At 65.8% G+C, this 11,918-nt stretch carries 10 protein-coding genes; 7 read left to right on the top strand and 3 right to left on the bottom strand.

From position 1 onward, the window contains the following. Positions 1 to 176: 176 nt before the first annotated feature. Both AC6LJ9_RS16205 and AC6LJ9_RS16200 read right to left on the bottom strand, forming a co-directional pair. Positions 177 to 809: a LuxR C-terminal-related transcriptional regulator gene (locus AC6LJ9_RS16205; protein WP_498148346.1), complete on the bottom strand. Its 633-nt coding sequence runs from the start codon at positions 807 to 809 to the stop codon at positions 177 to 179. Positions 810 to 1,180: 371 nt separating this feature from the next. After that, on the bottom strand, positions 1,181 to 2,152 hold the full coding sequence (locus AC6LJ9_RS16200; RefSeq protein WP_498148345.1) for a LysR substrate-binding domain-containing protein: 972 nt from the start codon (positions 2,150 to 2,152) through the stop codon (positions 1,181 to 1,183). An 82-nt stretch (positions 2,153 to 2,234) separates the two neighbouring features. Here AC6LJ9_RS16200 and AC6LJ9_RS16195 point away from each other — a divergent pair, with 82 nt between their 5' ends. Further along, positions 2,235 to 3,158 carry a carbon-nitrogen hydrolase family protein gene (locus AC6LJ9_RS16195; RefSeq protein WP_498148344.1) on the top strand — a complete coding sequence of 308 codons (924 nt, stop codon included), beginning with the start codon at positions 2,235 to 2,237 and terminating at the stop codon, positions 3,156 to 3,158. 458 nt (positions 3,159 to 3,616) lie between these two features. Here the strand turns inward: AC6LJ9_RS16195 and AC6LJ9_RS16190 are convergent, their stop codons facing one another. Continuing rightward, positions 3,617 to 4,462: a dienelactone hydrolase family protein gene (locus tag AC6LJ9_RS16190; RefSeq protein WP_498148343.1), complete on the bottom strand. Its 846-nt coding sequence runs from the start codon at positions 4,460 to 4,462 to the stop codon at positions 3,617 to 3,619. Positions 4,463 to 4,794: 332 nt separating this feature from the next. Here AC6LJ9_RS16190 and AC6LJ9_RS16185 point away from each other — a divergent pair, with 332 nt between their 5' ends. The 6 genes from AC6LJ9_RS16185 to AC6LJ9_RS16160 all read left to right on the top strand — a co-directional run bounded on the left by AC6LJ9_RS16185 (position 4,795) and on the right by AC6LJ9_RS16160 (position 11,913). Then, positions 4,795 to 5,364, top strand: coding sequence for a PIN domain-containing protein (locus tag AC6LJ9_RS16185; protein ID WP_498148375.1), 570 nt, complete (start codon positions 4,795 to 4,797; stop codon positions 5,362 to 5,364). Between the two features lie 294 nt (positions 5,365 to 5,658). Beyond that, the gene (locus AC6LJ9_RS16180) at positions 5,659 to 6,195 is read left to right on the top strand and encodes a fimbrial protein (RefSeq protein ID WP_498148342.1); all 537 of its coding nucleotides are present in this window, start codon (positions 5,659 to 5,661) and stop codon (positions 6,193 to 6,195) included. A 144-nt stretch (positions 6,196 to 6,339) separates the two neighbouring features. Beyond that, positions 6,340 to 7,128, top strand: coding sequence for a fimbrial biogenesis chaperone (locus AC6LJ9_RS16175; RefSeq protein WP_498148341.1), 789 nt, complete (start codon positions 6,340 to 6,342; stop codon positions 7,126 to 7,128). Between the two features lie 17 nt (positions 7,129 to 7,145). Further along, the gene (locus AC6LJ9_RS16170; RefSeq protein ID WP_498148340.1) at positions 7,146 to 9,710 is read left to right on the top strand and encodes a fimbria/pilus outer membrane usher protein; all 2,565 of its coding nucleotides are present in this window, start codon (positions 7,146 to 7,148) and stop codon (positions 9,708 to 9,710) included. Between the two features lie 103 nt (positions 9,711 to 9,813). Further along, positions 9,814 to 10,821, top strand: a complete 1,008-nt coding sequence (locus AC6LJ9_RS16165) for a fimbrial protein (RefSeq protein ID WP_498148339.1) — start codon at positions 9,814 to 9,816, stop codon at positions 10,819 to 10,821. 60 nt (positions 10,822 to 10,881) lie between these two features. Continuing rightward, the gene (locus AC6LJ9_RS16160) at positions 10,882 to 11,913 is read left to right on the top strand and encodes a fimbrial protein (RefSeq protein ID WP_498148338.1); all 1,032 of its coding nucleotides are present in this window, start codon (positions 10,882 to 10,884) and stop codon (positions 11,911 to 11,913) included. Positions 11,914 to 11,918: the final 5 nt, after the last annotated feature.

Genomic DNA, 11,918 nt, shown 5'->3' with positions numbered 1-11,918 from the left:
GCCGCGTCGTGGACGGGACCGTCATGCCGAACACGCGCCAGGAAGGACTGGGGGAGTTGAAGACACCCCAGTCTCCGCACACGGCAGGCCTTTGGAAATCAGCCTCGTCCTAGCCTTGACAAGGCTTGACGATCTGGCTTGGCGAACCCTCAACGCCACAGACCACACGTGCCCGATCAAGCGTCGGCCAGGCCTGTCTCTATGCCGTAGCGCAGCAGCTCGATATCGCTCTGCACGCCCAGCTTGAGCATGGCCGTGCCCTTCTGCGTGCTGATGGTCTTCTTGCTGCGATCCAGGCGCCGCGCGATCTCGTTGACCGTCAGCCCGGCCAGGAAAAGCCGGATCACTTCCATCTCGCGCAGGGTCAGCGCCAACAGGCCCGCCCGGCCGTAGCCCGCCGCCTGCGCCAACGTCTCGATGCGCGGCGACAGATAGCGCCCGTCGCCGCGCGCGCGCAGGATGGCAGGAGGCAGATGGCTGAGTTCATCCACCTTGCTGACGATGCACTGAACGCCCTGGCTCAACAGCATGTGCACGACGCCGGCGTTTTCCAGCCGCGTGAGAATGACAATGCGCAGGCCGGGGTAGCGCTGCCTGATCGCCTGCAGGCAGGGCGCCGTGTTGTCGCTCAACCCGCCCAGCATCGCGTACTCGCATACGAGCACGTCATAGGCCGCCGCGTCGAGCGCCTGCTGCATGCCGCCCGAGCTGCGCGGCGCACAGGCGACGTTGATGTTGGGACACTGACTTAACGCATGCCGCACGCCGGCACAGACCGCGGGATGATCATCCGCGACCAAGACTTTCACGCTTTGTGGACTCATGATCCGACACGACGAATAAAACGCCTTACAGGCGCCCACTTGAAACAGCCGCGTCACTTGTGTTGTCGCTGCCATCAAGACCTTGCGTGGACAAGACAGTTTATGAAACTGGTCCAGCACGGGCCGCAGTGTAGGAGCGTGGTCATGGTCAAAGATTGAACTTTGACAATTGTTCAATCTTCAATCGATATGTTCAAAATTTCCGCATGACAAGTTCCATGCGGCGGAATTTGATGCATGCCCCGACGCGGAATATTCGTCTTTTATTGACCATCCCGTCAGACATCGAGGTCCGGCAATCGCGGCCTCGATCACGAGCCCGCCGAGCGAATCGGAGGATCCACCCGCGCTGGCAATCAAGCGCGCCAGCGATAGGTCTCAAGCAGCGGCAGCAGGCAGCGCCGCAACGCGGACGCGGCGGGATCGCGCAAGACGTCGGCGCGCCAACCCAGCTCGATGGCATAGTCCGGCATGTCGACAGGACACGGCAGCAGCGCCAGGCCCGCCGCCCGCGCCAGGCCCCGCGCGGCATGCTCGGGCAGCGTGGCCAGCGCCGTGCCGCCGCGCAACAGAAAGGCAAGCGCGGAGAAATGCGTGGTCGATGCCTGCACGCGACGCTTCAGGCCCATGCCGTGCAGCACTTCGTCCACCGCGCCGATGAAGCCGCCCGACGACACCAGCACGTGTTCACGGCGCACGAACTCCTCGACCGACAGCGTCTTCTGGCCACGCCGCAAGCTGGCGGGATCGAGCAGGCAGGCATAGCCGCCACGGCCCGCCAGCGCCTTGCGCAAGGAGGCAGCGCTGAGCCCGCCGGACGCGATCACCAGATCGGCCTCGCGCGCCATCAGCATGTCCGCCGCCATCCCGCTGTGCGTCTGGCGGAAGATCACGCGCAGGCCGGGCGCTTCGACGGCCAGCCTGTCCATGATGTCCCGCCCCAACGCAATCTCGAAATCGTCGGACAGTCCCAGCGTGACCGAGCGGCCCGCCACGCCCGCGCTGCCTGGCCGCGCCAGCGCCAGGCTCTGGCGACACTTGTCCAGCGCCTCGCCGATCACGGGCCGCAGTTCGCGCGCCCGCAGGCTCGGGGCCAGCCCGCGGCCGGTACGGGTGAATAGCGGATCGCCGTAGAGCGTGCGCAGCCGTCCCAGTGCCACGCTGACCGCGGACTGCGTCACGCCCAGCCGCAAGGCGGCGCGCCCCGCGCCGCCCTCGTCGTAGATGGCCTCGAACACCTTGAGCAGGTTCAGATCGGGCAGATTCCCGTCCGTCTGATCCCCAGTCGCCGCGCGCGAGGCCGCCGGCACGATATCAATCTTCTTCATATCAATTATCCTCAGACAGGATTGATTGATTTTAGGCAGAGCGGGAGACTGGCGAACACATCCCCCTATTCCAGGAATCGCCATGACCATCAGCACCGTCGCCGCCCTGCAAATCGGCTCATCCCCCGAAGGCAAGACTCGCACCCTGGAACGCGTGCTCGCCTTCGAATCCGAGATCGCCGCCGCCGGCGCCACGCTGGTTGTCATGCCCGAGGCGCTGCTGGGCGGCTATCCCAAGGGCGAGATCTTCGGCACCCGGCTGGGCTACCGCCTGCCTGAAGGCCGAGAGGCCTATGCGCGCTACCACGACAACGCCATCGACGTGCCGGGACCCGAAACCGAGGCGCTGGCGGGCCTGTCGCAGCGCACCGGCGCCAGCCTGGTGGTGGGCGTGATCGAACGCGGCGGCAGCACGCTGTATTGCACGGCGCTGTACTTCGAACCCTCGGCCGGCCTGGTCGCCAAGCACCGCAAGCTGATGCCCACGGGCACCGAGCGCCTGATCTGGGGCCAGGGCGATGGCTCCACCCTGCCGGTGGTCGACACGCCGGCAGGCCGCATCGGCGGCGCCATCTGCTGGGAAAACCACATGCCGCTGCTGCGCGCCGCCATGTATGCGAAAGGCGTGCAGATCTGGTGCGCGCCCACCGTGGACGAGCGCGATATCTGGCAATGCTCGATGCGCCACATTGCCCACGAAGGCCGTTGCTTTGTAATCAGCGCCTGCCAGGTGCAGCCCTCGCCCGCCGAGCTGGGCCTGGACGTGCCGGGCTGGGACAGCCAGCGTCCGCTGATCAACGGCGGCTCGGTCATCATCGGCCCGCTGGGTGATGTGCTGGCCGGCCCGCTGCATGGCCAGACGGGCTTGCTGACCGCCCGCATCGACACCGCCGAGCTGATCCGCGCGCGCTACGACTTCGATGTGTCCGGGCACTATGCCCGGCCCGACATCTTCAGCCTGACGGTGGACGAACGGGCCAGGCCAGCCGTCCGCTTCCTCACCTGAACAGCCTGCACGGGCGGCATGACCCTCACGGTAGTGATGGTATAGTCACGCCCTCTGGACGCCCCCTCGCGGGCGCGTCCCGCCGCCGCCGGCGCAGTCAGGCCGGCCGCGCCCGAGTGGTGAAATTGGTAGACACAAGGGACTTAAGACAATTTGAGCCCTCCGGGGGAAACCCCGAAGGTGTAGCCCGTCAAACTCGGCGAAGGCCCTGGACCCGTTCCGCGCTGACACCGAGCCAAGCCCGGCCCGCAAGGGCCGGGAAGGTGTAGAGAGCAGACGGCGGGCGCCTAAGGCCGCAAGGCTATGGCGAAGGCGTGCTCCAGACCACGAACGGCGCGTGACGCGCCGGCGGCGAAAGCCGAAGTGGTACGAAAATCCCTCGGCCGCAAGGCCGTACCGGTTCGATTCCGGTCTCGGGCACCACCCCCCCGCCAAAACGGCGCGTCCGCCGCCGCTGCTCAGTTGCGACGCAGGAACTCCACGGTCCTGGCCATCGCGTCGGCGGTGACTTCCTGATCGAGAACGTAGCCACGCTCCGGGTTGGACTTGTCCCAGCCATGGGTCGCCTGTTCATAGACATGCCAGGACACCGGCCGCCCCTGCGCCTTCATGTCGTCCAGCAGGGGAAAGCAGGGTGCGATGGGGGTTTCCTTGTCGCCCCTGGCCAGCAGCAGCAATACGGGACGGTCCGTATCGGGCTGGAGCAGTTGCAGCGTGGGCCCGTTCTTGAGCACATAGGCGCAGCTGCCATACCACCCGACCGACGCCCGGAAGCGACGCTCGCCGCCGAGCGCCTTGGCCATTTGCGGGCTGGCCGCGACGCTGGCGGCGAAACTGCCCAGCGACATGCCGACCAGATAGATGCGAGCCGGATCGACCTCCTTGAGGGTCGCCAGATGCCGCATGCCATCGAAAGCATCCTTGTACACCCGTGGCGTGCGCACCCCGCGCGGCTGGCAGAACGCCGTGTGCCGCCTGGGTCCGTAGGAGTCCAGCAACAGCACGACAAAGCCCGCAGCCACCAGCTCCCGGGCCCGCTCGCCCATGTGCGGCTGCAGTCCGCCGCAGGTGTGCGCCAGCACGACGGCGGGAAAGGGGCCCGCGCCCTGCGGCTTGTACAGGCTGTTGCCTTTCGACCCGGCCTGGCCAGGATCGGCATAGGTCGACGCGAACTCCAGGTCTGGGTAGTCGGAGATCGCCTTGGCGAACGCCGCATCCGGCTGCGCTGCCGTCGGCCCGGCCGCCAGCAGCGCCCAGGCCGCGAACACCCAACCGCGGATTTTCCTGCCGAGCATCCGTTGCATGTCTCCCCCTTCGCGCTATGCGCAAGTCCCGCTACAGACGGCCTCTATCCCGGCGGCGCCGGAAATGCGCGCAGCATAGCAGCGGCGGCTGCGGCCGTGCATCGTCGTTTTCCTCAATCCCGACGCGCCGACGGCGCGGCCGATGTCGCGCCATCGATGGCGGCAGTCCGGGGCGAACCCCGCCGCTACCCCAGGCGCCGCCATCGAAAAGGCAGTATTCTTGCGCCTTCCCTTGATTTCCCCTTGCCCAAGCCGCCTACCGGCGGGCAGGGCATCCCGCCATCTTGACCCCGCCCATCCCCCCGTTCATCGTCCTGGACGCCTGCGTCCTCATGTCCGGCATCGTCCGTCGACTGGTCCTTCGGCTGGCCGAGGCCGGCGTCTACCAGCCTGTCTGGACCGAACGCATCGGCGAGGAATGGCGGCGCAACGCCTCGCGCATCTGGGAAATCCCCCCGGAAGTCATGGCGGAGCAATGGGCGGACATGAACGCGCGCTTTCCGCAGGCCCTGGAGCACGACGCCCAGGCCTACGAAGCCTCGCTGCGCTACAGCGATCCCAAGGACTTCCACGTGATCGCGGCCGGGCTGGCCAGGCGTGCGCGCTGCGGCCTGCAGCAAGTGCCCGTGGTGCACGTGATGACCTGGAACCTGAAGGACTTCAACCGCTCTGAACTGCGCCGACAAGGACTGGACGTCTACAACCCCGACCGCATGCTGGCGCAATGGTGGCAACAAGACGCTGAGCGCATGCGCGCCGCCGTGGCGCAGATACCCGCTGACTACGTGGCCCTGGGCCGCGAACCCGAGGCGCTGGCCGCGACGCTGCACCGCGAGCGCCTGTACCGCCTGAAATCCCTGGTCGCGCGCGACACCGCCGGCGCCCAGGCCACGCACGGCTGAACGGTGCGAAGGCGCCGCGAATCGCCGGGCGCATCGCGGGCGCATGTCCCTCGACTAGGACAAAGGGAAATCGGCCTGTGCGTCCGCGCAACGCGCAATCTCGACGAAAGCGCATCAAACGGAAACTATCCGCGGGTTTCCGTTGAATCATTTCAAAAAAGCGCGCATCGCGGCCCAGCGCCATCGGTTGAATTCCGAACAATCGTCAAGCGATGATTTTCAACGCGTTTCCGCTGCCTAGACTGGCCTGCCATTTGGCAAATCCTCCAGTCCACGTACTCTCAGGAAACGCAGATGAAATCCCTCTCCCTCACCAAGGCCGCCGTGCTCGTCGCGCTGGCCGCGTCCGCCCAGGCCGCCCTCGCCGCCGATGGCAATGTGAACTTCGTCGGCAAGATCGTCGACACGCCGTGCTCGATTTCGCCCAACAGCACGAACCTGACCGTGCCGCTCGGCACCGTGTCCAAGTCGGTGCTGGACGGCGCCGTGGGCAAGCGTTCGACGCCCGCCAAGTTCACCATTGACCTGCTGAACTGCGGCGCCACCGCCAAGGGCGCCACCGTGTCCTTCGCCGGCCCGCCCGACGCCACCAACGCGAACAAGCTGCGCATCGGCGTGGGCGAAGTGGCTGGCTCGTTCGCCACCGGCGCGGCCATCGAAATCGCGGACTCGGCCGGCACGGCCATCAACCTGGGTTCGGCCTCGCCCAACTATCCGCTGGGAATCGGCAACAACTCGCTGCAGTTCCAGGCCTCGTACATCTCGGTCCTGGCGGCGGTCACCACTGGTACGGGTAATGCGGTCGCGCAATTCACCGTGACTTACCAATAAGAGGCGCTTGCCCCCGGGTCGCGCCGGCGACTCCGCCACTCGCTGGGCGGACCGCCAGGCGCGATCCGGCAAACGATCCGTGTCACGCATATCTGCCCGCGGCCTCGCGGGCGGCAGGGATTCATCGTGCTTCAGAAAACTGCAATGTCCTTTATTCCTCCCGCGCGGGCAACCGCCAGCATCCTGGCGGCCGCCAGCCTGTGCGCCGGACTGGCCGCGCCTGCCCAAGCCGCGATCCTGCTGGGCGGAACGCGCGTGATCGTCCACGAGAAAGACCGGGAAGCCTCGATCTCGATGAAGAACGAAGGCAAGGCGCCTTACGTGGTGCAAGCCTGGCTGGACGCTGGCGAAGGCCGGAACAAGACCCCGTTTCTGACCACGCCGCCCTTGTCGCGGCTGGATCCAGGCATGGAGAACATCCTGCGCATCATGCGCGTGTCCTCCAATGAGCTGCCCGCCGATCGCGAATCGGTCTTCTGGCTCAACGTCAAGGAAATCCCCGAGAAGGCCCAAGGCGAAAACGTGCTGCAGATCGCCGTGCGCACGCGCATCAAGCTGTTCTACCGCCCGGCGGCGCTGCGCGACGGCGACGCCTCGCTCGCGCGCAACAGCCTGAAGTGGGCGGTGACGACCAGCGCCGACGGCAAGGGCGCGGTGTTGAAAGTCGCCAATCCCACGCCCTACCACGTCACGTTCACGGGCTTTCGGATCAACAAGGGCCAGCAGGACATCAATACCGAGATGCTGCCGCCGATGGCGGAACAGAGCTATCCGCTGAAGGCGATCAAGACGCCGCAGGCGGTCACGGTGACCTACACCACGATCAACGACTACGGCGGAGAAACCGCCTTGGAAATGGTGAACGTGCCCGCGGCCAACGAGCCCGTGCCGCTCAAGCCCGAGCCGGTGCCCGACAGCGCCGGGAAACCCTGATACTTCGAGGCTACGCCGTGACTTCCGCTTCGTGTTTCACGCCCATCCGCCACTATGCCTTGCTAGCGCTCGCCTTGGCGCTGGCCCCGCAGGCAGGCAAGACCGCGCAGCCGGCGGCCAGCATCTTCAATGAAGGATTCCTGGGCATCGGCGGAGACCAGCCAAACGCGGACCTGTCCGTGTTCAAGTTCGGGAACCAGGTGCTGCCCGGCACCTACATGGTGGACGTGATGCGCGACGGCAATGCGCTGGGCAAGTTCCAGCTGCGCTTCGAGGAAGCGCCGGGCAAGCGCGACGCCCAGCCCTGCCTGACCCGGGAGATGCTTGAATCCTGGGGCGTGAACGCGGCCGCCATCGGCAGCCTGGCGGCGTTGCCCCCGGAAAGCTGCGTGGACCTGGCGGCCAGCGTGGTCGATGCCTCGTACACCTATGACGCGAGCCGCCAGCAGCTGTCGTTGAGCATTCCGCAGGCGGCCCTCAAGCGCACCGCGCGCGGCTCGATCGACCCGTCCAAATGGGACCGGGGCATCAATGCCGCCATGCTGGATTACCAATTCAACCTGACGCACTACGACGGCACCCGCGCGGGCGGCGGCCCCGGTCCAACGATCAACGGCCCCTATGGTCCGCAACCGGATCGGACGGCCAGGAACAACGCGGTATTCGCAGGCCTGCGCGGCGGTTTCAATCTCGGCGACTGGCGGTTCCGCAATTACTCGACCTACAACCGCGACCAGTATGGACAGGGCCGCTGGCAGGCATTGCAGACCTACGCCCAACGCGATCTGCACTCGATACGCGGGCAGCTGCTGCTGGGCGACGGCAGCACGCCAGGTGACCTGTTCGACAGCGTGCAGTTCCGGGGCGTGCAGATCGCGTCGGACGATTCCATGCTGCCGGACAGCCTGAGCGGCTATGCGCCGACCATACGCGGCGTGGCCCAGACCAACGCCCGCGTCACGGTGCGACAGAACGGCTACATCATCTACAGCACCTATGTGCCGCCCGGCCCCTTCGCGCTGGACGACCTGTATCCCACCTCGGGTGGCGGCGACATGGACGTGACCGTCACCGAGGCCGATGGCCGCGAAACGCGTTTCGTGCAGGCCTACGCTGCCGTGCCCACGCTGCTGCGCGACGGCGCCTGGCGCTATAGCGCCACGGCGGGGCAATATCGCAACGGCTACGTCTATAACCAGGGCGACATCCGCCGGCCCTATTTCCTGCAGGCCACGGCGGCGCGCGGTATGCCGATGGACTTCACGCTGTATGGCGGCACGACGCTGGCGCAGAACTACCAGTCGCTGATGGCGGGCGCGGGCAAGAACATGCGCAGCCTGGGCGCGGTCTCGCTGGATCTGACCCAGGCCCGCACGCAGCAGGACCAGGGCGGCACGCTGTCCGGCCAGTCGCTGCGATTCCTGTACGCAAAGTCGCTGGAGCAGACGGGCACTAACTTCCGCATGGCCGGCTACCGCTACTCGACCAGCGGCTATCGCACTTTCACCGAATCGGTGCAGATGCGCTACGCGCAGGACTACGGCCTGCCCTTCGCCAACCGCCGCAACGAAATCCGCTTCGATGCGTCCCAGCCGTTGGGGAAATGGGGTTCCGTGTACGTGTCGGCGCGCCAGCAGACCTATTGGAACAGCGCGCACAAGGACAGGCTCGTGCAGGTCGGCTATTCCGGCAACTACGGCATGGTCAGCTACAACCTGTTCTACAACCAGTACTCGAACCTTTATGGCCCGTCCAACCGGCAGGTCATGCTGAGCTTGTCGATTCCGCTGGGCAAGACCAATTCGACGGCCATGTACTCGGTCTCGCACGATAACAACGGCCGCGTGGCGCAGCAGGCCAGCCTGTTCGGCAGCGCGATGGAAGACTATCGCCTGACCTTTGGCGTGACGGCGAACCAGTCGAACCAGGACAGCAGCAGCGGCAGCGCCAACCTGAACTACAAGGGCCGCTACGGCACGGTGACGCTGGGCCGCAGCCAGGGCTCGGGCTACGGCCAGACCAATGTGGGATTGGCCGGCGGCATCGTCGCGCACGGCGATGGCGTGACCCTGTCTCAACCCCTGGGAGAGACCATCGCGCTGGTGCGCGCGCCCAAGGCCTCGGGCGTGGGCATCGAGTCCCAGGCCGGCGTCAGCACGGATTCGGCCGGCAACGCGGTGGTACCCAACGTCACCCCTTACCGCAGCAACCGGCTGGCGCTGATCACCCAGGACCTGGGCGACAAGGTGGACGTGAAATACGCGGCGCGCGACGTGGTGCCGACGCGTGGCGCGGTGGTGCTGGCGCCATTCGAGACCTCGGTGGGCTATCGCCTGATGCTGACGCTCAAGGACCGGGATGGCCGGGCGCTGCCCTTCGGCTCGCGCATCGAGAACGAGGCCGGGCAGGAAGTCGGCATCGTCGGCCCGGAGGGGCAGGCCTATGTGACCGGAGTGCCCGAAGCCGGCACGCTGAAAGTGATATGGGGCCAGGAAGCCAACAGGCAATGCGAGATCACGTACACACTGCCCGGCGAGGAAAAACCCACACCTGTCCGCCAGTACGAGGCAAGCTGCTCATGACGGCGCGCATCAATCCACGCATGCGGGACTACTCCCGCCATGAAGCGTCACCCACGGCGCAAGGCTGGCGCCATAGTGCAGCAATGGGAATCGGAGGCTGCCAATGATTAGAATTCAAACACTTCTGCTTCGCGGCCTGCTGACGGTATCCGGTCTGTTGCTGGCGGGTCAGACATGGGCCGATTGTACGTATTCACCGCGTATGAACCTCGGTGATCTCACCGTGAACCCTGGATTGGTGCAGGTCGCCCAGGCCGCCGCCATCGGCGATGTGGTATCCACCACGATCGTCAATGTCGGCAGCAGCTACCCGGTGTGGATCGCCCAATGCAACTCCAGCCCTGGCAGCGGCTTCAGCATCACTGTAGGCACCACCCAAGGAACGCAGGTGTCGAGCTTGTTTAGGGTCTACAGCACAAATATCCAGGGTATCGGCTATCGGATCCGCACCCTTGGTGACAACGGGAATACCTGGCCGACCGGTGTCGGCGGCCTCAACAGTAGCACCCCATCTTCCATTTATATTGGCTGGCGGAGTATCCAGTTCGAACTGGTGAAGACCGCCGCCGTCGTCGGCAACGGTCCGCTGACGCCCGGGGAATACGGCCGCATCCAGGTCCAGGGCGATCCAAGCAAACTTTATCTGCGCGTCCTGCTGGGCTCGGGCCGCATCCTCAGCCCCACCTGCAGCGTTGATGCGGGCTCGCAGAACATCACCGTGCCGCTCGGCTCGGTCTACCGTAATGCGTTCCAGGGCGTGGGCTCCACGACGGCCGTCAGAAATTTCTCGATCAAGCTCAACTGCAATGCCCTGCCGCCGGGACAAGGAAACACGGTCATGATCACCATGGACGCGACCGCCGACCCCTCGGGCCTGCCTGGCGCATTGCGTCTGGCCACCGGCGGGCCGGGACAGATTGCGGGCGGCGTGGGCATACAGGTGCGCAATGCGCTCGGCAATCCGGTCGTCTTCGGCCAGGCCGTCGACGTGGGGCCGTCGGCCCCTGCGGGCTACACCATTCCATTCACCGCGCGCTACATCCAAACTGGCAGCACGGTCACGACGGGCGACGCCAACGGCCTGGCCACCGTGACCCTGACGTACAAATAAGGCAAAGATGAAAAAGAAAGCGCTTGGCCTGTCTCAGTTCAATCGGATGAACAGCAGTCGATGAAGTTTGCTTTCGTCCGCATGCCGTCAGCCCGTTTGCTGACGGCACTTGTGCTGGCGGCCGCCAGCCTTCTGACGACACGGGCCTACGCTTTGTGCTTCTGGACGCCGGACATGAACCGGGGCGCCTTCACGATCAATGCCCCCGCGCCCATCGTGGTTCCGCAAAACGCGGCCATCGGAACCGTACTCGCAACCCTGACACAGAACGTGTCACCGACGAGCGGGCCGATCATGCGCTGCGACATCGCGGGCGGATCCCTGACTCAGACATACAGCCTCGTCAATGGGACGCAGGTTTCAATGCCCACGCCCGGCGCCGCGGTCTATTCAACCAATATCGACGGCATCGGATACCGGATCACCGTGCAAGGCGTTGGCTCCCTGCCTCGAACCGTGACAAGCGGCAGCGCCAATCCCAACGGCACGACGATCAGCACCCTGAGCATCGAGATGTCCGCGATCCGCCTATCGCTCGTGAAGACCGCGCCGGTGACCGGCAACGGGCTACTCTCGCCGGGTCTGTATGCGATAGGCTATGCGGGCGGAAATACCGCGCAACAGTACTTCCAGGCCCTGGTCGGCAACATCCGGATCATCTCGCCCACCTGCAACATCGCGCCACAGTCGAGCAATCTGGTGGTCGACCTGGACGAGGTGCGCCGCAGCGGGTTCACCGGCGTGGGCAATACGCAGGGCAGCAAGGCGTTCGACATCACTGTCAATTGCCGCGTTTCGGTCAACAACCAGTTCAATACCGTTTCCCTGACCATGGACGCCACGCCCGACCCCTCCAACGCGCCGGGCGTGCTCAAGCTTGCCGCCAGCGGCTCTACGGATGCCACCGGCATCGGCATCCAGGTGCTGAACGGCGCCGGCCAGCCCGTGCAATTCGGCCAACCCATGGAACTGGGGCCGACCAAGAACGGGGATTACGTGGCGCCCTTCACGGCCCGCTATTACCAGACCCTGCCCGCCGTCACGACCGGCCAGGCCGATGGCATGGCCACGCTCACGCTCAGCTACAAGTAGGCGCG

This window comes from Achromobacter sp. 1011811831 (assembly GCF_059760905.1).
The sequence above is the reverse complement of the archived record's forward strand: the minus strand, read 5'-3'. Positions and strand labels throughout refer to the sequence as shown.